26 protein-coding genes are annotated in these 23,139 nt (G+C 70.0%); 9 read left to right on the top strand and 17 right to left on the bottom strand.

Annotation, left to right across the window (positions count from 1 at the left end):
* Positions 1 to 8 precede the first annotated feature (8 nt).
* Positions 9 to 962 carry an endonuclease/exonuclease/phosphatase family protein gene (locus tag ACFOW8_RS25890; RefSeq protein ID WP_378554113.1) on the top strand — a complete coding sequence of 318 codons (954 nt, stop codon included), beginning with the start codon at positions 9 to 11 and terminating at the stop codon, positions 960 to 962.
* A 20-nt stretch (positions 963 to 982) separates the two neighbouring features.
* Here ACFOW8_RS25890 and ACFOW8_RS25895 read toward each other — a convergent pair whose 3' ends face one another.
* Positions 983 to 1,591: a TetR/AcrR family transcriptional regulator gene (locus ACFOW8_RS25895; RefSeq protein ID WP_378554114.1), complete on the bottom strand. Its 609-nt coding sequence runs from the start codon at positions 1,589 to 1,591 to the stop codon at positions 983 to 985.
* Between the two features lie 58 nt (positions 1,592 to 1,649).
* On the opposite strand from ACFOW8_RS25895, the gene ACFOW8_RS25900 reads away from it, so the two are divergent.
* Positions 1,650 to 2,504, top strand: coding sequence for an alpha/beta fold hydrolase (locus ACFOW8_RS25900; RefSeq protein ID WP_378554115.1), 855 nt, complete (start codon positions 1,650 to 1,652; stop codon positions 2,502 to 2,504).
* A 24-nt stretch (positions 2,505 to 2,528) separates the two neighbouring features.
* Here the strand turns inward: ACFOW8_RS25900 and ACFOW8_RS25905 are convergent, their stop codons facing one another.
* From ACFOW8_RS25905 to ACFOW8_RS25915, 3 genes are all read right to left on the bottom strand, one after another.
* Positions 2,529 to 3,140: a class I SAM-dependent methyltransferase gene (locus ACFOW8_RS25905; protein WP_378554116.1), complete on the bottom strand. Its 612-nt coding sequence runs from the start codon at positions 3,138 to 3,140 to the stop codon at positions 2,529 to 2,531.
* Positions 3,141 to 3,323: 183 nt separating this feature from the next.
* Positions 3,324 to 4,409, bottom strand: a complete 1,086-nt coding sequence (locus tag ACFOW8_RS25910) for a metallophosphoesterase (protein ID WP_378554118.1) — start codon at positions 4,407 to 4,409, stop codon at positions 3,324 to 3,326.
* Between the two features lie 121 nt (positions 4,410 to 4,530).
* Positions 4,531 to 6,006 carry a sugar porter family MFS transporter gene (locus ACFOW8_RS25915; RefSeq protein ID WP_378554119.1) on the bottom strand — a complete coding sequence of 492 codons (1,476 nt, stop codon included), beginning with the start codon at positions 6,004 to 6,006 and terminating at the stop codon, positions 4,531 to 4,533.
* A gap of 176 nt (positions 6,007 to 6,182) precedes the next feature.
* Between ACFOW8_RS25915 and ppk2 the strand changes: the two genes are divergently transcribed.
* Complete coding sequence (ppk2, locus tag ACFOW8_RS25920) at positions 6,183 to 7,118, top strand: polyphosphate kinase 2 (protein ID WP_378554121.1); 936 nt, start codon at positions 6,183 to 6,185, stop codon at positions 7,116 to 7,118.
* A gap of 6 nt (positions 7,119 to 7,124) precedes the next feature.
* Here the strand turns inward: ppk2 and ACFOW8_RS25925 are convergent, their stop codons facing one another.
* Entirely contained in the window at positions 7,125 to 7,862 is a 738-nt protein-coding gene (locus ACFOW8_RS25925; protein WP_378554122.1) for an SCO6745 family protein, read from the bottom strand.
* Between the two features lie 87 nt (positions 7,863 to 7,949).
* Between ACFOW8_RS25925 and ACFOW8_RS25930 the strand changes: the two genes are divergently transcribed.
* Positions 7,950 to 8,174 carry a Sir2 family NAD-dependent protein deacetylase gene (locus ACFOW8_RS25930; RefSeq protein ID WP_378554123.1) on the top strand — a complete coding sequence of 75 codons (225 nt, stop codon included), beginning with the start codon at positions 7,950 to 7,952 and terminating at the stop codon, positions 8,172 to 8,174.
* Positions 8,175 to 8,197: 23 nt separating this feature from the next.
* Entirely contained in the window at positions 8,198 to 8,854 is a 657-nt protein-coding gene (locus ACFOW8_RS25935; RefSeq protein WP_378554124.1) for a CPBP family intramembrane glutamic endopeptidase, read from the top strand.
* An 88-nt stretch (positions 8,855 to 8,942) separates the two neighbouring features.
* On the opposite strand, the gene ACFOW8_RS25940 is transcribed toward ACFOW8_RS25935, so the two are convergent.
* From ACFOW8_RS25940 to ACFOW8_RS25955, 4 genes are all read right to left on the bottom strand, one after another.
* The gene (locus ACFOW8_RS25940; protein ID WP_378554125.1) at positions 8,943 to 9,383 is read right to left on the bottom strand and encodes a DUF5990 family protein; all 441 of its coding nucleotides are present in this window, start codon (positions 9,381 to 9,383) and stop codon (positions 8,943 to 8,945) included.
* Positions 9,384 to 9,410: 27 nt separating this feature from the next.
* Positions 9,411 to 10,886, bottom strand: coding sequence for a hypothetical protein (locus ACFOW8_RS25945; RefSeq protein ID WP_378554126.1), 1,476 nt, complete (start codon positions 10,884 to 10,886; stop codon positions 9,411 to 9,413).
* 95 nt (positions 10,887 to 10,981) lie between these two features.
* The gene (locus ACFOW8_RS25950; RefSeq protein ID WP_378554127.1) at positions 10,982 to 11,164 is read right to left on the bottom strand and encodes a hypothetical protein; all 183 of its coding nucleotides are present in this window, start codon (positions 11,162 to 11,164) and stop codon (positions 10,982 to 10,984) included.
* A gap of 55 nt (positions 11,165 to 11,219) precedes the next feature.
* Complete coding sequence (locus ACFOW8_RS25955; RefSeq protein WP_378554129.1) at positions 11,220 to 11,594, bottom strand: nitroreductase family deazaflavin-dependent oxidoreductase; 375 nt, start codon at positions 11,592 to 11,594, stop codon at positions 11,220 to 11,222.
* 90 nt (positions 11,595 to 11,684) lie between these two features.
* Between ACFOW8_RS25955 and ACFOW8_RS25960 the strand changes: the two genes are divergently transcribed.
* The gene (locus ACFOW8_RS25960; protein ID WP_378554130.1) at positions 11,685 to 12,392 is read left to right on the top strand and encodes a TetR/AcrR family transcriptional regulator; all 708 of its coding nucleotides are present in this window, start codon (positions 11,685 to 11,687) and stop codon (positions 12,390 to 12,392) included.
* Here ACFOW8_RS25960 and ACFOW8_RS25965 read toward each other — a convergent pair.
* The 4 genes from ACFOW8_RS25965 to ACFOW8_RS25980 form a co-directional block, all read right to left on the bottom strand.
* Complete coding sequence (locus ACFOW8_RS25965) at positions 12,386 to 12,694, bottom strand: hypothetical protein (RefSeq protein WP_378554132.1); 309 nt, start codon at positions 12,692 to 12,694, stop codon at positions 12,386 to 12,388. The two genes, ACFOW8_RS25960 and ACFOW8_RS25965, sit on opposite strands and share 7 nt — an antisense overlap.
* 77 nt (positions 12,695 to 12,771) lie before the next feature.
* On the bottom strand, positions 12,772 to 13,305 hold the full coding sequence (locus ACFOW8_RS25970) for a DUF4334 domain-containing protein (RefSeq protein WP_378554133.1): 534 nt from the start codon (positions 13,303 to 13,305) through the stop codon (positions 12,772 to 12,774).
* Positions 13,306 to 13,325: 20 nt separating this feature from the next.
* Entirely contained in the window at positions 13,326 to 14,990 is a 1,665-nt protein-coding gene (locus tag ACFOW8_RS25975) for a GMC oxidoreductase (protein WP_378554134.1), read from the bottom strand.
* The gene (locus tag ACFOW8_RS25980; RefSeq protein ID WP_378554135.1) at positions 14,987 to 16,435 is read right to left on the bottom strand and encodes a flavin-containing monooxygenase; all 1,449 of its coding nucleotides are present in this window, start codon (positions 16,433 to 16,435) and stop codon (positions 14,987 to 14,989) included. The genes ACFOW8_RS25975 and ACFOW8_RS25980 overlap by 4 nt, the downstream gene beginning before the upstream one ends.
* A 123-nt stretch (positions 16,436 to 16,558) precedes the next feature.
* On the opposite strand from ACFOW8_RS25980, the gene ACFOW8_RS25985 reads away from it, so the two are divergent.
* Positions 16,559 to 17,215 carry a TetR/AcrR family transcriptional regulator gene (locus ACFOW8_RS25985; protein WP_378554136.1) on the top strand — a complete coding sequence of 219 codons (657 nt, stop codon included), beginning with the start codon at positions 16,559 to 16,561 and terminating at the stop codon, positions 17,213 to 17,215.
* 7 nt (positions 17,216 to 17,222) lie between these two features.
* Here ACFOW8_RS25985 and ACFOW8_RS25990 read toward each other — a convergent pair whose 3' ends face one another.
* The 3 genes from ACFOW8_RS25990 to ACFOW8_RS26000 are packed head-to-tail and all read right to left on the bottom strand — an operon-like array spanning position 17,223 to position 19,448.
* Positions 17,223 to 17,858 (bottom strand): TetR/AcrR family transcriptional regulator, encoded by a 636-nt coding sequence (locus tag ACFOW8_RS25990; protein WP_378554137.1) that lies wholly within the window; start codon positions 17,856 to 17,858, stop codon positions 17,223 to 17,225.
* Between the two features lie 31 nt (positions 17,859 to 17,889).
* A complete protein-coding gene (locus tag ACFOW8_RS25995; RefSeq protein WP_378554138.1) occupies positions 17,890 to 18,978 on the bottom strand; it encodes an NAD(P)-dependent alcohol dehydrogenase in 1,089 nt (362 codons plus the stop codon).
* A complete protein-coding gene (locus tag ACFOW8_RS26000) occupies positions 18,978 to 19,448 on the bottom strand; it encodes a DUF4334 domain-containing protein (RefSeq protein WP_378554139.1) in 471 nt (156 codons plus the stop codon). Before ACFOW8_RS26000 ends, ACFOW8_RS25995 begins: the two co-directional genes overlap by 1 nt.
* 95 nt (positions 19,449 to 19,543) lie before the next feature.
* Between ACFOW8_RS26000 and ACFOW8_RS26005 the strand changes: the two genes are divergently transcribed.
* Together ACFOW8_RS26005 and ACFOW8_RS26010 are read left to right on the top strand one after the other, a co-directional pair.
* A complete protein-coding gene (locus ACFOW8_RS26005) occupies positions 19,544 to 20,107 on the top strand; it encodes a TetR family transcriptional regulator (protein WP_378554140.1) in 564 nt (187 codons plus the stop codon).
* 95 nt (positions 20,108 to 20,202) lie between these two features.
* Positions 20,203 to 21,663, top strand: a complete 1,461-nt coding sequence (locus tag ACFOW8_RS26010) for an NAD(P)/FAD-dependent oxidoreductase (protein WP_378554141.1) — start codon at positions 20,203 to 20,205, stop codon at positions 21,661 to 21,663.
* On the opposite strand, the gene ACFOW8_RS26015 is transcribed toward ACFOW8_RS26010, so the two are convergent.
* Complete coding sequence (locus ACFOW8_RS26015) at positions 21,548 to 23,077, bottom strand: carboxylesterase/lipase family protein (RefSeq protein ID WP_378554142.1); 1,530 nt, start codon at positions 23,075 to 23,077, stop codon at positions 21,548 to 21,550. The two genes, ACFOW8_RS26010 and ACFOW8_RS26015, sit on opposite strands and share 116 nt — an antisense overlap.
* Between the last annotated feature and the right edge of the window lie 62 nt (positions 23,078 to 23,139).

Below are 23,139 nucleotides of genomic sequence, written 5' to 3' on the forward strand. Positions count from 1 at the left end.
GTGAGGCGATGCGCATGCGGGTCGCCCGGATCGGGATCACCATGGTGGCCGGGGCCGCCACACTGGCCGGTGCGCTCGGCGTGGCACTGCACTTCACGGACGCGGCACTCGAGCCGGTGGTGCTCGCCGCCTCCGTGGCGCCGTATCTGATGACCGGCGCGGTGGCCGGTGCGCTCGGCTTCGCGGTGTGCAGGCGGTGGATCGCGACGGCGGTGGCAGTGGGGGTTGTCGCGGCCGGGGTGGTCACCCAGGCGCCGCTGTATGTGGCCGACGGTGCCGGTGCCGGGCCGGAACTCACTGTCATGCAGGCGAATCTGCTGTTCGACGGTGCCGACCCGGCAGCGGTGGTCGAGACGGTGCGCGCCGGGGCGGTCGACGTTCTCACCGTCAACGAGCTGACCCGCACCGCGGTCACCGAGCTGGGAGCGGCCGGGCTCGACACGCTGCTGCCGCACCGCTATCTCGCGCCGGGCCGCACGGCGAGCGGCACCGGGATCTGGAGCCGATATCCGTTGTCGGACACGGTCGAATACGACGGTTACGTACTCAACCAGATCTCGGCCACCGCTACGGTCCCCGAGCTCGGTCCCGTCTCGATCTACTCGGTGCACCCGGTCCCGCCGGTGTACGGCATCGCGGTATGGGCCGACGAGCTGTCCCGGCTCGGCTCCGTCGTGCGGGCCGCTCCCGCCGACCGCCCGGTGATCGTCGGCGGCGACTTCAACGCCACGCACGATCACATCCGCTTCCGGGCCATCGCTTCGGGACGCTTCGCCGATGCCACCGACCAGGCCGGCGCCGGGCATCTGGTCACCTACCCCACCGACAAGCGTCTGCCGCCGCTGGTCGGCATCGACCACATCCTGTTCGCCGGCGCGCACGCCACGACCGTCGAGACCGTGTCTCTGCCCGGCGCCGACCACAAGGCCCTCGTGGCCAGGGTGGTGCTGCACCGCCGTTGACCACCGGGCCTTTCGACGGCTCAGGCCGGCGCGGCGGGCTGTCGCGCCGTGAGTACCGCATCGATCCTGGCCGCCATCGCACGTCCCGCGGCCTCGAGTGGTTCCACCGAGCGCAGGGTGCGCGAGAGCACGAAGGCACCTTCGAGCGCCGACAGCAGCGCCAGCATCAGGTCGCGTGCCACCGTCTCGGCCAGCCCTCGTACCACGAAATACCCGGTGCCCTTGTCGATCCAGTCGGCGACGACCTCGGCCGCCACCGCACGCAACTCCGGTTCGCTGTCGGCGATCTCGCCGGCGACGGTGCCTACCGGGCACATGTTGATCCAGCCGGATTCGGCCATGGTGTGGGCGGCATCGGTGAAGGCGGCCGGGATGGCGGCGCGCAGGTCCTCGTGCGGGTCCATCAGCATCGGCAACAGCTGGATGTAGGCGGCACCGGAGTCGCGCAGGGCCTCGGCGGCGATCTGCACCTTGCCGTGTGGGAAGTGGTGATACAGCGATCCCATCGGGGCCTGCGCGGCCGCGGTGATCTGTTTGACGGTGATCGCGCTGTAGCCGTGCGTGCGCATCAGTTCGGCGACCGCGACGACAAGGCGTTCCCGGGTGGCCGTTGACATCTTCTCGCTCACCGTTCCAGACTAGAGCATACGCGCTAGAGCGAACGCTCTATTCCTGTGGAGGTATCTCATGCCGACCGTCGAACTCCCCGCGGGCCGCGTCCACTACCGGGAACGTGGCGACGGCCCGCCGGTCGTGCTGCTGCACGGCCCCCTGATGAACCACACCCTGTGGGACACGGTGCTGGACCTGCTGCCGGACGGTTTCCGGTATCTCACGCCCGATCTGCCCTTCGGCGCGCACCCCGAACCGCTGCGGCCGGGCACCGATCTGAGCATGCGCGGGCTCAACCAGCTCATCGCCGATTTCCTCAGCGAGCTCGACCTGCGCGAGGTGACGCTCGTGCACTCCGACTGGGGTGGCGGGCTGTTCCTCACCGCTTACGGCCTCGACGAGCGGGTCGGGCGCCTGATCGTGTTCCCGTGCGAGGCGTTCGACAACTTCCCGCCCGGTCTGCCCGGCAAGACCGCGATCCTCGCCTCCGTCGTGCCCGGCGGGATCGGGCTGGCGCTGCGGCAGCTGCGAGTGCGCTGGTTGCGCGGCAGTCCGCTGATGTTCGGCTGGATGGCCAAACGTCCACTGTCCGACGAGCTCGTTCACGGCTGGACCGAACCCGGCTTGCGCGATCCGGCCCTGCGCACGGACCTGCTCGCCTACTTCCGCGCCCCACGCGACCGCGCCGAGCTGATCGCGAACACCGAAGCGCTGCGCGGATTCCGCGGCGACACGCTGATCCTGTGGTCATCGGCAGGCAAGGTGATGCCCCGCACGCACGGCCACCGCCTCGCCGACCTCATCCCGCGCGGGCGGCTGGTCGAGATCGACGACGCCTACGTGCTGTCGATGCTCGACCAGCCCGCCGCCGTAGCCACCGCGGTCACCGAATTCCTCACCACCTCCACCGCACGACTGCCCGACCGCTGAGACGGCCGGCGCCCTCGCCGCCGGTCAGCGCACGACGCCCAGTGACAGCGCGGCCATCGCCTTGGGCGCGCCGGGAAGATAGAACCGGTCCAGTTCGACGGTGTCGAAGCCGGCCGCCGCCAGCCGGCCGGGGATGTCCCGGTCGAGGTGGCAGCCGCCCGCGATCCGGCGCTGGATCGGGGTGAGCCGGTGCTGCCAGGTGCGCACCGACGCGTCGGGGGCCAGCCCGTGTTCGACGAAATGCAGTGTGCCACCAGGTTTGAGGACCCGCCGGAGCTCGGTGAGCGCCGCGCCGACGTCGGGGATGGTGCACAGGGTGAAGGTCGACAGCGCGGTGTCGAACGTGGCGTCGGGGAAGGGCAGCGATTGGCCGTCGAGCCCGGCGCGCTCGATCGGAACCTCGCTGCGCGCCACCCGCTTCGCGGCGATCTTCCACGCCACGTCGGCCGGTTCCACCCCGCTGACCCGTTCCACCGCCGCCGGATAGAACCCGACATTGGTGCCGGACCCGAACCCTATCTCGACGACAGCGCCGTGCAGCCCGGCACACGCGCGGCGGCGCAGCGCGTCGTTGGCGGCGACCCCACAGACCTTGTCGGTCAGGTGCGGCAGGATCCGGTCGGTGTAGAAGCCCATGTCCCGATCATCCTCCCGCCTCCGTGCGCACGCACCGCGAACCCGCGTCCCGGCGCGCGATTCGGGACGCACACCGGGCACGCGCTCCCACAACATCGGCTCTGCGGGCTCCACATCGACGGCGGCGATACGGTGCTGACGTGGCGCCCGACATCTACAGCACCCCGGCCGCGATGGCGCCGCTCAGGCCAGGCGGCGGTCGAAGACCTCGGTGCCCGCGCCGGTGGCGGGATCGACGGTGACCACCCGCAGCCGCATCGTGCCTGCCGACGCGTCGAGCACCATGAAACCCAGTTCGTGCTGGGTCTCGTAGAGTGCGGCGTTCCGGCCCGGCGGGGCGGGCTGGCCCTTGGCGGTCTTGCCCGCCGCGCCGGAGACGATCTGGCGGGTGCCTTTCGAGGCGGCGGTCGGCTCCAGCACCTGCAGGGTGTGGTCGTGCCCCGACAGCAACAACGACACCTTGCCCAGCACGTGGTCTTCGAAGAAGCGCTTGGCGTGTACGCCGTTGAGCGGCTCCAGCGGCAGACCCTCGTAGTTGCCTGCGTCGCCGTGCGGGCCGTTGCTGAGGTACGGATGGTGGGTGCAGGCGATCTTCCACGGCGCGGTCGAGGCCGCCAGCGCGCCGTCGAGCCAGGCGCGCTGCTCGTTCATGTACGGGCCGTCGACCGCCCAGTAGGGGTCGAGCAGCGGTGGGATGTAGGCCGCGAGCGGGTTGACGTCGAGGACGAAGAACTCGACCACCGGGTTCTGCTCGGGCACCCGCACCGAGTAGTAACGGCTCGGCATCCACCAGCGCTGCGATCGCGCGTGGTATTCGACCTCGTGGTTTCCGCGGGCGAGCCAGCCGCCGTCGCCGGGGAACACCCCGGAGGTGTCGTGGTTGCCCAGCACCATGGCCCACGGGAAGTCCAGTCCCGCATTGGGATCCTCGAACTTGGCGGCGAACTGGACGTCGTCGGGACCGTTGGGGCCGGACTCGTAGATGTTGTCGCCGAGGCCGACCGCCATCGAGAACGGTTCGCGGGCGTGGAAGGCGCGGGCGGCGTCGGCGACGGTCCACTGAGTGCGGGTGCCGGTACCCGCGTCACCGGTGATCAGGACGCGGGCGGTGCGGCCCGTGCCCGGCGCGAACTTGGGCACCTGGGCGGGCACCGCGGCGGCGGGGGTCAGCCCGACGAGGGTGATCCCGGCGATGACACCCGCGGCGCCTGCCAGCATTTCCCTGCGCCCGATACCGGCAGGGTTCGAACCTGGGGTGGAGTGCGACAACGTGAAGCTCACCTTCTGGTCTGGGGTCGCAGGAAACCTACACCGCGCGCAGGGCCGAGCTCGCCGCGCACGCCGCACCCGCAGCATAACTTGGACAAGTGTTCAGATTTTGGTCACCGGATCACGTGGCGGGCGCCTGCTTCGCCACGCCGGTGTCACCGTGCATGTCCTCGAGGGACATGCCTTTGGTCTCCGGCACGAAACGCGACACGAACAGCAGCGACAGCAGCGCGAACGCCGCGTACATGCCGTAGGCGAAGCCGAGCGAGAACGTCTTCAGGCTCGGGAAGCTGACGGTGATGGCCCAGTTGGCGGCCCATTGCCCGGCCGCGGCCAGCGACAGCGCGGCACCGCGGATCCGGTTCGGGAACATCTCCCCCAGCAGCACCCACACCACCGGTCCCCAGCTCATCCCGAAAAAGATGACGAACAGGTTCGCGGCCACCAGCGCGATCGGCCCGCTGGCCCCGGTGAGCTGCGGCTGCAGCTCGCCATCGGCATCGGGCACCTGGGTGGCGCCGCCGAAACAGATCGCCATGGTCGCCAGGCTGATCGTCATGCCGATCGACCCGGTCAGCAGCAGTGGCCTGCGCCCGATCCGGTCGATCAGCAGAATAGCCACGATCGTGGTCGCGATATTGACCACCGAGGTGAACACGCTGATCTGGAACGACCGCGACTCCTCGAAACCGACTGCCTCCCACAGGATGTTGGAGTAGTAGAAGATCACGTTGATGCCGACGGCCTGCTGGAACACCGACAGGAACAACCCCACCCACACGATCGGGTAGATCCCGCCCGCCGGGCGCCGCAGATCCTTCCACGACGGCTTCTCCTCGCCCTCGAGGCTTTCCTGGATCCGGCCGATGGTCAGCGCCAGATTCTTCTCCCCGAACAGCATGGTCAGCACGCGCCTGGCCTCGGGAATCTGCTGGGAGGCCACCAGATAGCGCGGCGACTCCGGAATGGTGGAGGCCAGCACCCCGTACACCAGCGCCGGGATCGCCATCGACAGGAACATCCAGCGCCACGCCTCGAGCCCGAACCACAGCATCTCCCCGGCCCCGCCCGCGATCTCGGCAAGCACGTAGTCCACCAGCAGCGCCAGGAAGATACCGAGCACGATGGCGAGCTGCTGCAGCGATCCGAGCCTGCCGCGGATGCGGGCCGGTGAGGTCTCGGCGATGTAGGCGGGGGCGATCACCGAGGCGATCCCGACCCCGAGCCCGCCGACGATGCGGCCCGCCACCAGTACCCACACATCCGGGGCGAACGCGGTGACCAGCGCGCTGAGGAAGAACAGGGTGGCGGCGATCTTCATGACCTTGATCCGGCCGATCCGGTCGGCGATGCGGCCCGCGGTCATCGCGCCCGCCGCCGCACCGAGCAGCGCCGAGGCCACCGCGAAGCCGAGCACGGCGTCGTCGACCCCGAATTCGGCTTGGATGGCCGCGACCGCACCGTTGATGACGGCGCTGTCGAAGCCGAACAGCAGCCCGCCCAGCGCGGCCACCGAGGCGATCCGGATGACCGGTCCGGTGGTGTCGGCGTCGTCGGGAACGCCGCTTTGATCGGTGGTGGAGCCTCCGTCGTGCATCGACTTCGTCCTCTCCGCGGCGTGGCGCTGCCACACGGATCACTTCTCTGGTCGGCTCGCAGTATGCCCGCGCCGGCCCCCGTGGCCTGCCCGGACACGCGGCCGTCGTCGGTCCCGGTCAGGGCGCACACCGTTTGTTCACCTCGGCGACACGGCGGCCAGCTAGCGTGCCGGGGATGACCGATGTCGAGACTCGTCAGAACTCCGGTGAGCTCAGCGCGTTCGCCGATCTCGCCACCGCGGTGGATCTCGCCGACACCACCGCGTTCACCGTCGACGACAGTGACGACGACGACCCGCTGCTGCTCACCGCACCGGGCGGGCTGATCGTCGACACCTGGCGCGAGGGTTACCCGTACGACGAGCGACTTTCGCGCCCGCAGTACGAGTTCGACAAGCGCCTGCTCCAGATCGAGCTGCTGAAGCTGCAGAACTGGACCAAGGCGACCGGCAGGCGCCTGGTCGTCGTGTTCGAGGGCCGCGACGCCGCGGGCAAGGGCGGCACCATCAAACGGTTCATGGAGCATCTGAATCCGCGTGGGGCGCGGGTGGTCGCGCTGGAGAAGCCGTCGGCGCGGGAATCGACGCAGTGGTATTTCCAGCGCTACGTGCAGCATCTGCCCGCCGCAGGGGAGATCGTGCTGTTCGACCGCTCGTGGTACAACCGCGCGGGCGTGGAGCGGGTGATGGGGTTCTGCACGCCTGAGCAGCATCGCCGGTTCCTGGCGCAGGTGCCGTTGTTCGAGCGGATGCTCGTCGACGACGGCATCGACCTGGTGAAGTTCTGGTTCTCGGTGTCGCCGCTCGAGCAGCGCACCCGCTTCGCGATCCGCCAGGTGGACCCGGTACGGCAGTGGAAGCTCTCGCCGATGGATCTGGCCTCACTCGACAAGTGGGACCAGTACACCGCCGCCAAGGAGGAGAACTTCGAGCACACCGACACCGATCACGCGCCGTGGATCGTGGTCAAGAGCAACGACAAGAAACGCGCCAGGCTCAACGCGATGCGCTATGTGCTCAACCGGTTCGACTACGACAACAAGGACCACGCGATCGTCGGCACCGCGGACCCGCTGATCGTGGGCCGCGGCCGCGATGTGCTCGGTTCCTGAAATTCCTCAGCGCACCAGCGCGGTCCGGTGCGCCGCCTGCATGAGGGTGGACAGTTCGGACTGCTCGGCGGCGTCGAGGACCGCGAAACACGGGGCGATGAGGTCGTTGGTCGCCGCTTCGGCGGCCGCCCAGCGGGCCCGGTGCTCGTCGGTGATCTCCTCGAACGGTCCGGTCCAGCCGAGCAGGGCGGCGTGGGTTGGCCCGTCCGACATCGGCGAGCCCGCGATCAGGATCGCCTGTAGTGGGGTGAGCCCGTTGGCGAGCACGGCCAGCAGGTGCAGTCCGCCGCGCAGCTCGCGCAGTACATGCGTCAGCTGCGCCACCGCGGCGGGACCGTCGGCGGGCACCGGCATGGCTCGCCAGCCCGCGAACAGCGGCAGCCCGGCGGCGGGCGCGGCCGCGACCACGCGCCGCAGCAGGGCGGCGAGCCGGTCGGCGTCGGCGAAGCCGGTCAGCTTGCGTCGCCCGAACGCGTGGCAGGCTTCGAGGTATCCGGCGGCGGCCTCGGCGGCGGACAGCGGGACCGATTCCCAGGCGGTGCGCACGCAGCCGGGTTCGAAGAATCCGAACGCGGCCGTGACGACGTCGGCGTCGACCTCACCCAGCACACCGCCGCGCCCGCGGGTGTAGCCGCCGTGGAATCCCGGCACCCCGGTCGCGTCGCCGAACTGGCGTGCTTCGCGCGAGATCATGAACGCCCCGCCGAGTTCGAGAACCTGCTGTTTGACTGCTGTGGCCGTCATCTTCGACACCTTCCGCTCCGAAATCGCTTGCGCTCAGACTTTAGAACACTGAAGCCAGATCGGGAACCCCCGCAGTACGCTGATGCCATGACGAGCCGACCCCTCGTGGCGATCCTGTCCGGCGCCGGAATCTCCACCGACAGTGGTATTCCCGACTACCGCGGGCCGAACGGGCTCTGGCAGCGCGATCCCGAGGCCGAGAAACTGGTCACCAACGCCGGACCGACTCCGTACGACGACCTCGCCGACGAGGTGATCCGCGAGCCCATCGGCACCGCGCTGCCCGCCCTGCTGACCAGGCTCGCGCCGTGACCGTCGAGCCCTACGCTCGTGCCATGCCCGTCGAGACCGGCTCCGGCCGCCGGAAGTCCTGGCTCGCAGTCGAATTCGTCACCCTGTTCCTCGGCGTCATCGTGCTCTACGCCGCGTTCCTGCGTGGCGTGAGCCCCCTGCCGTTCCTGCTCGTCGTCGCGGTGGCGGTCGTGGTGTATCTGCGCAGGACCGGATTCGACCGGCGCAGCCTCTGGCGGGCCACCGTGTTGCGGGCGGCGCTGCCGAGCATGCTCGGCCTGTGGGCGGTCGCGGCGGTCGGGCTGGGAGTGGCCGTCGCGCTCACGCGCCCGGACTCGCTGTTCGAGCTGCCGCGCGAACGGCCGCTGATCTGGCTGCTCGTGCTGGCGTTCTATCCGCTGGTGAGCGTGTATCCGCAGGAGTTGTTGTTCCGCGCGTTCCTTTTCCACCGCTACGCTCCGCTGTTCGGCGACGGTACCCGGATGGTCGCCGCGAGCGCCGCCGCCTTCGGTGTCGCGCACCTGATCTTCGGCAGCTGGCTGTCGGTGGTGCTCAGCGCCGCGGCGGGCTGGCTGTTCGCGCAACGCTACCGCCGCACCCGCTCCCTGCTGACGGTCTCGGTCGAACACGCCCTCTACGGCTGTCTCGTCTTCACCATCGGCCTCGGCGACTTCTTCTACCACGGCGCCGCGACCGGCTGAGGACGCACTTCGATGGCGCTCGGCCTCGCGATCGGGGTGGCCGTGGGCAGTGCGCGTGGTAGGCCGCCGCGTGAACGAGAACTGACCGCTACGTCCCCGCGGTCCACCGGATCGCGGGTGGATTCACCCTGGCACACACCGGGTTTCCGGCAGCATCGGTGAGGCCGAGGGTGGCCTCGAGGACGCCCGAGGTGGCGGCGGCGGCGAGGATGCCCGCGGGGACATCGGAGAGCATCAGTTTGGCGCGCCGGAACATCGCGAACGTGCCCGATTCGTCGATACTGCCCCAGCTCAGATAGATGAACCTGCCGCCGGGGCCACCCTGGATGAACGGTCCGCGTATGTCGGTGCCGTCGACAGTGCAGTCCAGCGTCCAGGTGACGCGGGCGGCGTCGCCGGGCTGCGGGTCGAGCAGGTCGCCAGTGACCTTCTTGCGCTGCACACCGACATAGACGTTCCGGTATTCCCGCGCGTCGGCCGGATGGCAGGACGCGCCGGGCAGGTCGGTTCCGGTGATACGGATCAGCATCACCCCATCCTGACCCATCCCCGGCGGTCAGGCCGTGGCCGGGATGGCCACGATCCGCAGCAGCGACCACACCAGCAGCGCGCCGATGCCGATCGTGAAGAACCCGATCATCGGCAGCTCGCCGCCGTCGCGGTGCCCGGTGCGAAACTTCACGACCCCGCCCTCGACGAAGAAGCTCAGCGCGAGGATCGCGACGACGGCGACCGCCGCCCACAGCGCGCCGGGCTGGGCGGCGAAGTAGCTCAGAATCCAGCCGAGCAGCAAGGTCACCGGCAGCCCGAACACCATCCAGCCGAACCCGTGCAGCACCAGATTCTCGCCGTGCGCGGCCGGGTCGTACTCACTCGCCTCGTCCATCGAGGTCCCCGCGACCGGCCGGGACCGGCCGATCTGCACCACCGCGTGTCCCACGCAGGCCAGCGCGCAGGCGGCGACGAGGGTGAGGTAGGCAGTGGCGGGGTCGGGAGCCGGGCCGGTCCAGCGCACCGGCACCCATCCGGCGCACACCATCACCGTCACCGCGACCGCGATCCCGGCGCGGCCACGCAGCCGCGCCCGCACGTAGCCGGCGGGGAACAGCGCACCGTGGCGTCCGTAGAACCAGCCGAGCCACAGCGGCGCCGCCACCGCGACGACCACGCTCGCCCACCGGGACGGTCCACCGGTGCCGAACATCGACACGAAGGCCACCAGCCAGCTCGCCACGGCGAGGAGCACGGCGGGCCTGGCCAGCGCGGCCCATAACGTGTCGGCCCGCGCACGAGCCGCATCGAGCGGGTCGGGCACCGCGTCCACCCGGTCCGGTTCGGCGGCACCGTATTCCACGGCCCACCACGCCTCGATCGCGGCCTGATCGGGCGCGGACCAGGCACCGTCCGCGGTGGATCCGGGACACAGGACGGGGCTGTCGTCGGTGCGATGGTCGTAGTCCGCGTCGACCTCGTCTCCGAGATCGCGCATCGCCGCCATCCGCGCGGTGATCTTCAGCCCGTGCCATGGTTCGCCGCAATGCGGGTTCGGGCAGGGCGGATAGGCGGGGTCGCCATAGCCGAAGCCGAGGCGTGGCTCGCCGTCGCGCAGGCTGTCGTCGACGAGTTCATCGATCTCGTCGAGCAGCCGCTGCATTGATCGACCGGCCGCGACCGGTTCGGCGGGCAACTCGGCACGGGCAGGACCGTGGGCGAGGACCGCGACCCGCTCGCCGACGTCCTCCGTGCGCGCGCCAGGCGCACCGACCGTGTCCGGTCGCCCCGCCGCACCGAACCACCTGTGCCGCACCACGATCGCGTGCACGGTGCCGCCGAGCATCAGCAACGACCAGCACAGGTCGAACAGCGGCTCAGAGTCCCGGATCGACCACACTCCGAGCACGAACAGCCCCGCGTAACCGAGGGCGGCCGCCGCCAGCGTGCCCGATCTGGCCCGGATCGCCAGCACCGTGAACAGCGGCCAGGTCAGCACACCCAGCGACAGCAACGGCACGAACGATACGACCCAGCTCACAACCCGCAGTACGGCTGACACGCTTCTTCCCCCACTGGCCCGGAACACGATCCGCCGATCCTAGAGAGGCGCGGGCCGCCGGGTCCAGACGATCGCTAGTCGCCCGCGGGGTCCTTGACCCGCGCGCGCCGGTCCCGCAGGACGAGCACCGCCGCCGCGACCGCCCACACCCCGGCGAAGACGACAGCGCGCATCGGGCTCCAGTTGGTGAGCAGCAGCAGCACCGCGACGCCACCGAACAGGCCGAGCAGCCGCAGGCTGTGCGAGGAGAGCTTCACAGCGCCGATCATCGCACGCGCGTCCGGCCGAGGCGACGCCCTGCCGGTCCTCCGGTCAGCCGGGAACGCTGTCCATTCGCAGGAACTCGCTGATGCGCAACAGTTTCGGCGGTCGCGCGGCATCGGCGGCCATCGCCGCGAACGCCTCGGCCTCCCCGACCACGCGCGGCGCGGTGAGCGCCACCTCGGTGCCGTCGATCCGCAGCCGCGCCGATCCGGCGGCGAGGATATTGCGCACCCAGTCCGAGCGTGAGCCGTAGACGAGCACGAACAGGTAGCCGCCGTCGACAGGGAACGCGTCCAGCGGTGTGTGATAGGTCCGCCCCGAGGTGCGACCCACATGGGTGAGCACCGGCCATTTGCCCCCTTCGACGGCCCGCGGGTTGAACACCCGCTTGTTGATCTTGCCCCACCACAGTGGCATCGGCATGGGAATCTCCTTCAATACTCACTTACACGCGTAAGGCTGCCTTACAGATGTAAGCTTGTCAACGCTGTCCGCCGACCCCGAGGAGAATCCATGCCCGCGCGCCCACCACTGAGCCGGCAGCGTGTCCTCGACGCCGCCATCCGGGTGGCCGACCGCGGCGGCGTCGAGGCCATCACCATGCGCCGCGTCGCCCAGGAACTCGGCGTGGAGGCCATGTCGCTGTACCACCACGTCCCCAACAAGGACGCCATCCTCGACGGTGTCGTCGACACGGTGTTCACGGCGATCGACCTGCCACCCACCGACTCCCCCGACTGGCGTGCCGCGATCCGTGCCCGCGCCCGCTCCGCCCGGGCGGTCCTCGCCGAGCACACCTGGGCACTCGGCCTGCTCGATTCGCGCCGCACCCCCGGCCCGGCGACGCTGCGCCACCACGACGCGGTTCTCGGTGTGCTGCGCAGGGCCGGATTCGACCTTCCTACGGCCGCGCACGCGATCTCCCTCATCGACAGCTACGTACACGGCTACGTACTCCAGGAGGCGAGCCTGCCGATCACCACGCCCGAAGACCTCACCGAAGTCGCCGACGGCATCCTCGCCGACCTGCCGACCGCCGAACTGCCCTACCTCACCGAGATGATCGTCGAGCACGCCCTGCGCCCCGGCTACGACCACGCCGCCGAATTCAGCTACGGGCTCGACCTGATCCTCGACGCCCTCGACACCCGCCGGGGACGGACAGCAGCGAGCGCCGGGCGGGGGCACCGCGCCCGGCCGACCTCCCCGGCAGGTCAGTGACCGCCGGGATCGGTCAGATGTAGTCCCTCGTGCACCTTGATCCGCCGATGCTCGGCGAGCACGATCGTCACTCCCGACAGCAGGCACAGCCCGCAGATCACGCCGGCGAGCACGGCCCACCCGGCGAAACCGGAACCAGCGGCCGTGAGCGTCGCGGCGAGGAAGACGATGCCGACGCCGATGAGGAACAGTCCGGGCCAGTTGAGCGAGTCCAGGATGGACTCCCCCGCGTGGGATCGGAAGGTCCGCTCGGTATCGGGGAACTTGTGAACATGTGCATGCGGAACACTGCTGGCATCCATGGCGTAGCCGTCCTTTCGGATGAACGGTTCCTCTTCCAGGAGTACCCCTGTCGGCGCCGATGCACCAGTGGCAAACCTCAGTCCCGCGCCAGCACGAAGAAATACGGGTCGGGCCGGTCCCGGAAATCCATCACACCGAGCACCGTGTCGGCATCGACGCGGCGGAACACATCGATGATGGCAAGGTGGTCGTAGATCATCGCCGCGGTCACCACACCGCGATGCTCGAGCGCGCGCAGCCGGGCCCGGTACCCGGGAGCGCGCAGCACCGGCCGTGCCACACCGAGCAGGCCGCGACCCCGCGCCACCAGCGCCGGCGGCACCTTGTCGGCGATGCCGAGCGGCACCCGTTTCGGGTCGACGGCGAAGATCTCCCCCGCCGGATCGGTGAACAGCAGCGGGTGCACGCTGTCGGGACCGTCGAACTGTTTGCCGTACCAGCCCGAGGCCGCGAGCAGCCCGTCGAGCGGATGGCCGGTGGCCAGTTCCCTGCCGTGCCAGCGGCCGGTGAGATCCTCGGGCCGCACCGACTCGAGTGTGTCGAACAGGGCCAGCGCCGCCGCCCGGTCACAGGCGGGTTCGAGGGCGGCCAGCCGGTCGGTAGCGCTCATCATCGTCCTCTCGTCACACATCAGGCGGGCAGCCGCAGCGCACCGGGCGCGGTCGCGGGCACGGCAGGCGTGACCGGGACGACCGGACTGATGCGCTGATACGGCTCGCCGAGGGCCGGACGCGGGTCCGGTTCGCCCTTGTTCGGCCAGAACGCCATCGCCCGCTCGGCCTGCGCGGTGATCGTCAACGACGGGTTCACGCCCAGATTGGCGGTGATCGCGCTGCCGTCGGCGATGTGCAGGCCCGGATGGCCGTAGACCCGCTGGTAGGGGTCGATGACGCCGGTCTCGGCCGACTCGCCGATCGTGCAGCCGCCGATGTAGTGGGCGGTCGCGGGGATATTGAAGATGTCGGTGGCGATATTGCCCGGCAGTCCGTCGGCCTCGACGGCGTAGGCACGGGCGATGTCGTGCGCCAGCGGAATCCACACCGGATTCGGTTCGCCGCTGCCCTGCTTGGTGACCAGCCTGCGCCCCTTCAGATACGAGGTGAGCGAGTTGTCCAGCGACTGCATCACCAGCAGGATCACCGAACGGTCCGACGCGCCGTGCGCGTTCTGCGACCGCAGGAATTGCAGCGGATGCAACACCATCGACAGCAGCAGCCGCAGGAACCGGAACGCGCCACCGTCGATCATCGGCACGGTCTGCACGAACAGCGCGTTCTGCCCCGACCCGTAGGTGCACACCTCCACGTGAGTCTGCGCTTCCGGATGGATCGAGGACGTGATCGCCACACCCTGCGCGAAGTCCGTGCGCGACTTGCTGGTGACGCCGATGATCGCCTCGGAGTTGCTGCGGGTCAGCTCCCCCACCCGCGGCGACAGGCCGGGCAGGGTGCCGTCGGCGCGCAGCGTGTGCAACAGCTTCTGGGTGCCGAGCGCGGCCGCGGCGAACACCACCTGCTGCGCGGTGAAGGTGCGGCGTTGCTTGCGCACCCACCGGTCGGAGGCGACCGTCTCCACCCGGTACCCACCCGCACCGTCGGGCGCCACCCGGGTCACCGTGGTCAGCGGGTGCACCTGCGCACCCAGACTCTCGGCCAGGTGCAGGTAGTTGACCGTGGTGGTGTTCTTGGCGTTGTGCTTGCAGCCGGTGAAACATTCCGAACAGTGGATGCAACCAGCCCGGCGTGGTCCCGCCCCACCGAAGTAGGGGTCGTCGACCTCTTCGCCCTCGCTGCCCTCGTTGAAGAACACCCCGACCTGGGTGCGGTGGAAGGTGTCGGCGACATCCATTCCACGCGCGACCTGCAACAGCACCTCGTCCTTCGGACCGACCCGCGGATTCTCCACGACCCCGAGCATCCGCTTGGCCTGGTCGTAGTAGGGCGCCAGCTCGCTCTTCCAGTCGGTCAGGTGCGCCCACGCGCGGTCGGAGTAGAACTCCGGCAGCGGCTCGTAGAGCGTGTTGCCGTAGATCAGCGACCCGCCACCGACCCCGGACCCGCTGAACACCAGGCATTTGCCCAGCGCGCTGATCCGCTGCGGACCGGTCAGCCCGAGCCGGGGCGCCCAGATCGACTTGCGAATGTTCCAGTTGGTCTTCGGGAAGTCCTCGGCGTTCCAGCGCCGCCCGGATTCGAGCACACCGACCCGGTACCCCTTCTCGGTCAGCCGCAGCGCGGTGACACTGCCACCGAACCCGGATCCGACGACGATGACGTCGTAGTCGTAATCGCTCATACCGAGACCGCCTCGTAATCGGCCGCGTCGAAACGCGCCTGGTTCTTGTATTGGATGCCGAGCAGGGGCCAGTTGGTGGTGATCCGGCCGTCGGCCTGCCGGTACCACGACGAGCAGCGGCTCCACACACTGCCGGTGAGCTCGGCCTGGATCCTGGTGTCGTAGGCCCGCTCGACCTCCGGCCGTACGGTCAGCGCGGAACCGGTCGCCGCGAGGTGCCCGACATAGTCGGCCAGGTACTCGGCCTGTGCCTCGAGGAAGTAGATGATCGAGCCACCACCGGTATTGGTGTTCGGCCCGTACATGAGCACCAGATTCGGGAACCGCGGCACCGTCAGCCCGTAGTAGGCGTGCGCACCGGTGCGCCACTCCCGCTCCAGCGGATGTCCGCCCGTCCCGGTGATCCGCATCGGCGCCAGGAACTCGGTGGTGGCGAAGCCGGTGCCCCAGATGATCACGTCCACCTCGTGCTCACGGCCGTCGGCGGTGCGCACCCCGGCCGGGGTGATCGCGGCGATCCGGTCGGTGCAGACCTCGACGTTCGGCTCGGCCAGCGCGGGAAGATAGTTGTCGGAGAACAGGATGCGCTTGCAGCCGATCGCGTAGTCGGGCCAGATCTTGTCGAACAGGCCCGGCTTGGCCCTGGTCTGGCGGCGCATGTGGAACTTCGAGATCGCCTTGATCGCCGCGGCCAGCGGCTTGGCGTACACCCACGCCACACTGAGCCCCTCGGTCACCCCGTACCAGGTGCCGCGTTCGACCAGCTCGGTCACCGGCAGCTTCTCGAACACCCGGTGATGCAGTGCCGAGAACTCGCGGTCGGGACGCGGGATGATGTAGGGCGCGCTGCGCTGGAACACCGTGAGCGACCCGACCTCGGGCTGGATCTCGGGCACGAACTGGATCGCGCTGGCGCCGGTGCCGATCACCGCCACCCGCTTGCCCGCCAGATCGACGTCGTGATCCCATTGCGCGGAGTGGAAATTCGGGCCGGCGAAGCTGTCCCTGCCCTCGATCGACGGGAACGCGGGCCGTGAGAGCTGCCCGACCGCGGAGACGAGGACATCGACCACGACGGTGTCCCCGGTGCCCAACCGCACCGTCCACCTGCCGCTCGCGTCGTCGAAGGCCGCGCCGGTGACCTCGGTTCCGAAGCGGATGTGCCGACGCACGTCGTAGTCGCGCGCGATTCCGCGGATGTAGTCCAGGATCGCCGGCTGTCGGGAGAACCGGTGCGGCCAGCGTGGATTCGGCGCGAAGGAGAACGAGTAGAACGGCGAGGGCACATCGCAGGCGGCGCCGGGGTAGGTGTTCTCCCGCCACACACCACCGACCTCGTCGGCCTTCTCGAAGATGACGAGGTCGTCGAAACCTCGCTTCTTCAGCGCGATGGCGGCGGCGAGACCGCCGAAACCGCTGCCGATGATCGCGATCGAGGGTGCCATGTCGTCCTCTCGGGGGTCCGGCGACCAAGAAACAGTTACCGCGTACGGTTTCTTGATTGCACCAGGTTGTTGCCGCCGCGTCAATAGTCGCAGAACTTTTCGTCACCACGTACGATTTCTGGGATGACAGTGCCACCGCCGCGCCGCACGCAGGCCGAACGCCGCGCCGCCACCCGCGCGCTGATCCTGACGCACACCGCCGACTGCCTCCTCGAACGCGGCTACGCCCAGACCACCGTCACTGCCGTCCAGGAACGCGCCGGACTCGCCCGCGGCACCGTCCAGCACCACTTCCCCACCCGCACCGAACTCCTCGTCGCCGCCACCACCCACGTCGTCGACCTGCGCCTCGCCGAATTCACCCGCGCCGCCGAACTCCTGCCCACCGGCGAGGACCGGCTCCAAGCCATCGTCGACCTGGCCTGGCGCGACCTCAACAGCCCCGCCTTCTTCACCGCACTCGACCTGTGGGTCGCCGCGCGCACCGACCCAGAGCTGCGCGAACGCCTCATCCAGGAGGAACGCCGCGTCTTCACCGAGATGCGCGCGCGCTACCTCGAGATGGTCGGCGAACCCTACGCCGACGACCCACGCGCCGAACTCCTCGTCGAATTCACCATCGACCTGCTCACCGGCCTGTCCATGACCGCCATGCTCACCGGCTCCCTCGGGGAACGCGAACATGTCGTCGAACGCTGGAAACGCGCACTCACCGTCCTCGTCGGCAAGGCACCGAGCACCGAACTCCTCGACGCCGACCTGCACCCGATCCCGGACTGACCCCGGATCAGCCGATCCCGGACAACCCCTGCCAGCACAGCGCGACCGTGGTCGCCACGGCCTCCTGCTTGGGAATCGGGCGCCCCGCCTCCAGCCACTGTCGCGCCGCCAGATGACTGGCCCCCACCAGCCCGAACGCGCACAGATACGCCCGCGCGTCGTCCATCCCCGCCGCCCGCAACTCGGCACTCACCAGTACCGAGCACTCGCTGAAGGCCTGCCGCACCCGCCACCGCACACTCGGCTCACTCGGCACCGGCGAATCGAAGATCAGCACATGTCCGGCCGGATCCTCGTCGACGAAATCGAAATGCGCCAGCACCGCACGCCGCACCTTGGCCTCCTGTCCGGCCGCATCGGCGAGGGCGGACCGCAACCCGTCGACCATCCGGTCCAGATGATGCTGCAGCACAGCGAGATACAGATCCAGCTTGTTCGCGTACAGCGTGTACAGCACCGGCTTGCTCATCCCGGCGCGCAGCCCGATCTGATCCATGCTCGCACCGTGGTAGCCGTACGCGACGAACGCCGAGCGCGCCGCGTCCAACGCCGTCTGTAGCCGCTGCGCCCGGCTCGGACCGGCCGGGGCCGCCGGGGCAACGGCGGCCTCGACATCCATGATGTCGCTGTGCAGAAGAGTCATGTGTGCCTCGATGTTCTCCGGTCCATCCGGCTTACCAGGTAAGGACCGGTTTGACGATCCGACCGGCCCGCTGATCGGCGAGCGCGGTCTCGATCTCGGTGTGCCGATACCGGCCGATCAGCCGGTCGGCGGGAAATTGCCCCGCGGCGTACAGGTCGAGCAGCCGCGGGATGAACTCGGCCGGCACGCTGTCCCCCTCGAGACAGCCCCGGATCGTCTTGCCGTGCAAGACCAGATCACTCACATCGATCGGCGGGGTGCCACGACCGAGACCGACCGCAACCACCGTCGCCCCCGTGCCGAGCGTGGCCAGCGCATCGGCGAGCACCGACGGAATCCCTGTGGTGTCCAGCGCGTGCGTCGCCCCGCCGCCGGTCAGCTCACGCAGGCGCGCCACCGTCGGCCCTTCGGCCGGATCCACCGCGACCTCGGCACCGAGCGCGGTCGCCAATTCCCTGCGCACGGGCGAGGTCTCGACCACCGCCACCCGCACCTCGGGCATGGTCGCCGCGGCCAGCACCGCGGCCATGCCCACCGCGCCCGCGCCGTACACCACCAGCCACGCACCCGGGCCCGGCCGCAGGGCATTGAGCACCGCTCCTGCACCGGTCTGGAAACCACACCCGAACGGTGCGGCCACCGCCAGGTCGATCGACGGGTCGACGACGATCGTGTTGTCCGCGGTCGACAGCGCATACCCCGCGAAACTCGACTGGCCGAAGAAGCCGTCGAGCACCGGCCCGCCCGCGTGGCGCACCCGCGGCGCGGCATGAGCCCTGCGCCCGAACTGGTTGAGCACCACCGAGCGCGCGCAATAGGCGGGCCTGCCCGCGACGCAGTTCGCACACGCACCGCAGTGCCGGAAGGTCAGCACCACATGATCGCCGGGCCGCACACCACGCACCTGCGGCCCGACCGACTCGACCACCCCGGCGCCCTCGTGACCCAGCAGCACCGGCCGATCGGCACTGCCGGCGCGCCGGGTCACCAGATCGGTGTGGCAGATCCCGGCGGCCACGATCCGCACCAGGATCTCCCCGGCCAGTGGCTCATCGATGTCCACCGGCTCCACGGCGAAGCCCGCCGCCGGATCCCGCGAGAGCACCGCCGTCGTGCGCATCAGGACACCCGTTCCAGCAGGAAGTAGAAGTGCGCACCGCCGGCCAGCACGAGCTCGGCGCGTCCGTTCATGATGCCCATCAGGGTGCGTTCGTCGAGCCACTTGAAATGGTCGAATACCGCACGCCCGTCGTAGACCATCGTCGCGGTGACCTCACCGCGGAACTCGACGTTCCACAGCGTCGCCTCGCCCTGTCCCAGTTCGACATTCGAGAACAGCGATCCGTCCTCGGCGCGGCAGATCAGCGGCTTCGCGTCCTCGACCGTGTGGAAGGTCTTGCCGTACCAGCGGCTCGCGGGCAGTGCCCGGCACAGCGGATGCCCCGTCTGGAACGCCGCACCGCGCCATTCGCCCAGGATCTCGTCGTCGCGGGCCGGCCGCAGCCTGCTCCACAGCTCGTCCAGTTCCGCCGTGGACACCCCATCGGTCTGGTCCCGGAGTTGCTGCCAGCGTGGCTTGTCCTCGCCCATGTCGTCCTCGTCTCACCGATCCGCCGGAACCATCCGGTTTCCCCATCGGACGATAGTTCCGAACCAGATGGTTCGGCAAGAGGTAGGCTGCGGACATGCGAGCGGCGGGCGAGGCGACCAGGGAACGAATACTCACGGCCGCCAAGGCCGAATTCGCCGCCTACGGTGTCGCAGGCGCCAGGATCAACCGCATCGCCGACGCCGCCAACGCCAGCAAGGACCGGCTCTACGCCTACTTCCCCGGCAAGGCCGAGCTGTACGACGCGGTCACCGAACGCTGGACCGCCGAAACCGCCGCCGAGGCCGCCCTCGACACCGACGACATCCCCGGCTACATCGGCCGCCTGTTCGACCACTTTCTCGCCCATCCCGACAACGCCCGCCTGCAGGCCTGGGCCGAACTGGAACCCTCGGCCGAGCTCCGCGGCGAGGCCCTGCGCCGCGCGATCGACAGCAAGGTGGTGGAACTGCGGCGCGGCCAGGACGCAGGCACACTCACCCGCGAGATCCCCGCACCCATCCTGCTGCGCATGCTCACCGACCTCGCCCGCACGGCCGCCCTGCGGGCCCGCGCGGCCGCCCTGCATCTGGACGCCGACCTGCTCACCGCGTGGCGCGCGGCCACCGTCGTCGCGGCGACCCGCATGGTCACGCCCTGACTCCCGGTGCGGCGGAGCCTCGTTGACAGCTCAACCCGCCGACCGCATGATCAACTTGGACATACGTCCGAGACATGATGATGCAGGCGGTACCCATGCCAGACTCCCCCGTCACCGCGGCCGAATCGGCCGATGTCGTCATCGTCGGCGCCCGCTGCGCCGGCGCGGCGACCGCGGTGACACTCGCCCGCGCGGGCCACCACGTCATCGTCCTCGACGCCGCCACCCTCCCCTCGGACACCCTCTCGACCCACTTGCTCTGGCCCGCCGGACTCGCCGAACTGCACCGGCTCGGCGCCCGCACCGCCGTCGAAGCGCTCGGCGCACCCCGGCTCTCCCACGCCTACGCCGCGGGCGCCGGATACGGCATCACCTCGACCTTCCCCGCCGTCGACGGGATCGACTACGCGCTCTGTGTCCGGCGCACCGGACTCGACGACGTCCTGGTCCGCACCGCGATCACCGCAGGCGCCGACGTCCGGCAACGCTGTCGCGTCACCGACCTGCTCTGGTCGGGAAACCGGTGCGCCGGTGTCCGATACACCGACAGCACCGGCACCGTCACCGAGATCAGCACCGGCCTGGTGGTCGGCGCCGACGGCCGCCACAGCACCGTCGCCACACTCGCAGGCGCCGCCCAGCCGTACCACACCGTCCCCAGCGGACGGGACTGCTACTACGCGTACTGGCGCGACACCACCGGCCTGCCCCGCGACACCGCCGCCCAGTGGCGCGCCGGCGCCGACCTCGGCACCGCCTTCCCCTGCGACGACGGCCTCATCCTCAGCCTCGTCCAACCACCCACGGCGTCCGGGCGCACCGGCCCCACCGCGGCCGAACGCCGCTACACCGCGGCGATCGCTCGCATTCCCGAGCTCGCCGCCCGGCTCGACGGCTGCCACCGCATCGGCCGAGTCCGCGCCGCCACCGGCCTGGCCTCCTACTTCCGCCGCTCGACCGGCCCCGGCTGGGCCCTGCCCGGCGACGCAGGCCACTTCAAGGACCCCGTGACCGCGCAGGGTATCCGCGACGCTCTCCGCTATGGGCGACTACTCGGCGAGGCCGCCGCCGACCACCTCACCGACGCCGACGCGCTCGACCGCGCCCTACGGGCCTGGGAACGCCGCCGCGTCGTCGAATGCCGCGCCATCTTCCACTGGACCAACCGCCTCGCCCGCGGGGAAGCCATGCGCCCCATGGAGATCGAGCTCTACCGCCGCGCCGCCGCCGACCCCGCCCTCGCGCAGCTCGCCACCGGCATCTTCACCCGCACCAACGCACCCGGCGAACTCTACGCGCCGAGGCGGGCCGCCCAGCTGGCGTTCGGCGCGCTCCGACACCACCCCGACACGCCCGCGGCGCTCCGCGACATCGCCAGCGAGATCCGCACCGGCACCCGCGATGCCATCACGACCCACACGGTCCTGCGCGGCGCACCGCCTACGCACCCCGCTGCCCCTGCGCCGGACCGTCCGGCACCGCGATCCGAACTCCGTGCCACGCTAACCGTTTCGCCGAATCCGGATCGACGAGCACCCGCGGCGGATGATCGATGATCATGGTCGATCTCCGCTCGGCCGTGTAGGGCGGCCAGCTCGGCAGCGGCCGCCCGGTCCGCGCGAAATTCACCCAGTGCCGCTGGACCTGATCCTGCACCGCACGGAAGGCATGCCGCCCACCGGCCGCGGTCATCGCTCGCCCGACCGGACCGTCCACCCAGCCGAACACCGCGAGCAACTCGAGCGCGTGCGTCGCGCCGAAACCGGCCAGCCGCACCGCCCTCGGCGCGTGATCGAAACGGTAGGCGAAGGTCGGGGCACACCGGCTGTGCCCGTCGAGCACCGCCAATGTCGGTCGGAGGAAGACGAAATCCCCGCCCATCCGCACCGCCGTCCCGGCCCCCGGATAGCCGGGATAGCCGCGGATCACTCGCTGCTCGGTTCCCGGCTCGCACCGGTCGAAGACGGCGCCGAGCTGCCCGGCCGTATGCGGGATCGACTTCATGAAGCGCTGGAACAGCGTCGCCTCGTCCCGGTTCGTGCCGATGAGCAACGGCACCGCGTGGCCGCGCCCTTCGCCGATCACCGATAGCGGCGCCTCCGGCAGGAAGTCGCCGTCGACCACCGGGGCGTACGGGAAGCTACCCGGCCGCTCCCGCAGTGCCCGGCCGAGCGCGCGATCACCGGCCCTGGAGATCTCCGCCGCGGGCGCGGTGGTCAGCACGGTCGCGGCCGAGGCCGGATCCGCGCCGAGCCGGTCGAGGCAGGCGCGCGCGAACTCCCGTGCCTCGTCCGGGCTGACCGACCAGTCCGCCGGTGCGCTCTGGGCAATGGCCCGGTGGAACAGCCCGCGTGCCGCGGGCGTCGCCAACAGGGTGACCACCGCGTGCGCACCCGCCGACTCGCCGAACACCGTGACATTGCCGGGATCCCCACCGAAGGCCGCGATATTACGCTGCACCCAGGCCAGGGCCGCGACCTGATCACGCAGGCCGAGATTCGACTCGAACGGCCGGTCCGGCGTACCGAACTCACCGAAGTCCACATAGCCGAGCGCACCGAGCCGGTAGGTCACCGACACCACGATCACATCGCCACGGACGGCCAGCCGAGCACCCGAATACATGCTCGCTGCACCGAAGACGTATCCGCCACCGTGGATGAACACCAGCACCGGGCGCGCACCGGCGGCCGGCGTCACCGGAGCGGTCACATTCAGCGTCAGGCAATCCTCGCCAGTGGGCTGCCAGGTCCGCACCCCGGTGCGGGCGCCGTTCGGATGCTGCACCGCGGCAGGCCCGAACTCGGTCGCCGAGCGTACGCCCGGCCACGCCCGCACCGGCTGGGGTGCACGGAACCGCAGGTCGCCGACCGGCGGCGCCGCGTAGGGAATGGCACGCCAGCGGATGACGCGGCGGCCCGCTCGACCGCGCACGACTCCGTCGGCGGTCACGATCTCGGTGGACACCATGGCACCACAGTACGTGGTACCACCGGTACCGGTCGATGGTTCGGACGAGAGCAGACTCGACA

Origin of the sequence: Nocardia rhizosphaerae, from assembly GCF_042650365.1 — a bacterium.
Classification (GTDB): Bacteria; Actinomycetota; Actinomycetes; order Mycobacteriales; family Mycobacteriaceae; genus Nocardia; species Nocardia rhizosphaerae.

Excerpts from the sequence above, each read along its gene's own strand:
- ACFOW8_RS25930 (WP_378554123.1), top strand. The coding sequence starts at position 7,950 with ATGACGAGCCGACCCCTCGTGGCGATCCTGTCCGGCGCCGGAATCTCC.
- ACFOW8_RS25900 (WP_378554115.1), top strand. The coding sequence starts at position 1,650 with ATGCCGACCGTCGAACTCCCCGCGGGCCGCGTCCACTACCGGGAACGT.
- ACFOW8_RS25935 (WP_378554124.1), top strand. The coding sequence starts at position 8,198 with ATGCCCGTCGAGACCGGCTCCGGCCGCCGGAAGTCCTGGCTCGCAGTC.
- ACFOW8_RS25905 (WP_378554116.1), bottom strand. The coding sequence starts at position 3,140 with ATGGGCTTCTACACCGACCGGATCCTGCCGCACCTGACCGACAAGGTC.
- ACFOW8_RS25995 (WP_378554138.1), bottom strand. The coding sequence starts at position 18,978 with ATGCGCACGACGGCGGTGCTCTCGCGGGATCCGGCGGCGGGCTTCGCC.
- ACFOW8_RS25990 (WP_378554137.1), bottom strand. The coding sequence starts at position 17,858 with ATGACTCTTCTGCACAGCGACATCATGGATGTCGAGGCCGCCGTTGCC.
- ppk2 (WP_378554121.1), top strand. The coding sequence starts at position 6,183 with ATGACCGATGTCGAGACTCGTCAGAACTCCGGTGAGCTCAGCGCGTTC.
- ACFOW8_RS26015 (WP_378554142.1), bottom strand. The coding sequence starts at position 23,077 with ATGGTGTCCACCGAGATCGTGACCGCCGACGGAGTCGTGCGCGGTCGA.
- ACFOW8_RS25985 (WP_378554136.1), top strand. The coding sequence starts at position 16,559 with ATGACAGTGCCACCGCCGCGCCGCACGCAGGCCGAACGCCGCGCCGCC.
- ACFOW8_RS25960 (WP_378554130.1), top strand. The coding sequence starts at position 11,685 with ATGCCCGCGCGCCCACCACTGAGCCGGCAGCGTGTCCTCGACGCCGCC.
- ACFOW8_RS26005 (WP_378554140.1), top strand. The coding sequence starts at position 19,544 with ATGCGAGCGGCGGGCGAGGCGACCAGGGAACGAATACTCACGGCCGCC.
- ACFOW8_RS26010 (WP_378554141.1), top strand. The coding sequence starts at position 20,203 with ATGCCAGACTCCCCCGTCACCGCGGCCGAATCGGCCGATGTCGTCATC.
- ACFOW8_RS25940 (WP_378554125.1), bottom strand. The coding sequence starts at position 9,383 with ATGCTGATCCGTATCACCGGAACCGACCTGCCCGGCGCGTCCTGCCAT.
- ACFOW8_RS25980 (WP_378554135.1), bottom strand. The coding sequence starts at position 16,435 with ATGGCACCCTCGATCGCGATCATCGGCAGCGGTTTCGGCGGTCTCGCC.
- ACFOW8_RS25970 (WP_378554133.1), bottom strand. The coding sequence starts at position 13,305 with ATGAGCGCTACCGACCGGCTGGCCGCCCTCGAACCCGCCTGTGACCGG.
- ACFOW8_RS25965 (WP_378554132.1), bottom strand. The coding sequence starts at position 12,694 with ATGGATGCCAGCAGTGTTCCGCATGCACATGTTCACAAGTTCCCCGAT.
- ACFOW8_RS25890 (WP_378554113.1), top strand. The coding sequence starts at position 9 with ATGCGCATGCGGGTCGCCCGGATCGGGATCACCATGGTGGCCGGGGCC.
- ACFOW8_RS25925 (WP_378554122.1), bottom strand. The coding sequence starts at position 7,862 with ATGACGGCCACAGCAGTCAAACAGCAGGTTCTCGAACTCGGCGGGGCG.
- ACFOW8_RS25955 (WP_378554129.1), bottom strand. The coding sequence starts at position 11,594 with ATGCCGATGCCACTGTGGTGGGGCAAGATCAACAAGCGGGTGTTCAAC.
- ACFOW8_RS25975 (WP_378554134.1), bottom strand. The coding sequence starts at position 14,990 with ATGAGCGATTACGACTACGACGTCATCGTCGTCGGATCCGGGTTCGGT.
- ACFOW8_RS26000 (WP_378554139.1), bottom strand. The coding sequence starts at position 19,448 with ATGGGCGAGGACAAGCCACGCTGGCAGCAACTCCGGGACCAGACCGAT.
- ACFOW8_RS25915 (WP_378554119.1), bottom strand. The coding sequence starts at position 6,006 with ATGCACGACGGAGGCTCCACCACCGATCAAAGCGGCGTTCCCGACGAC.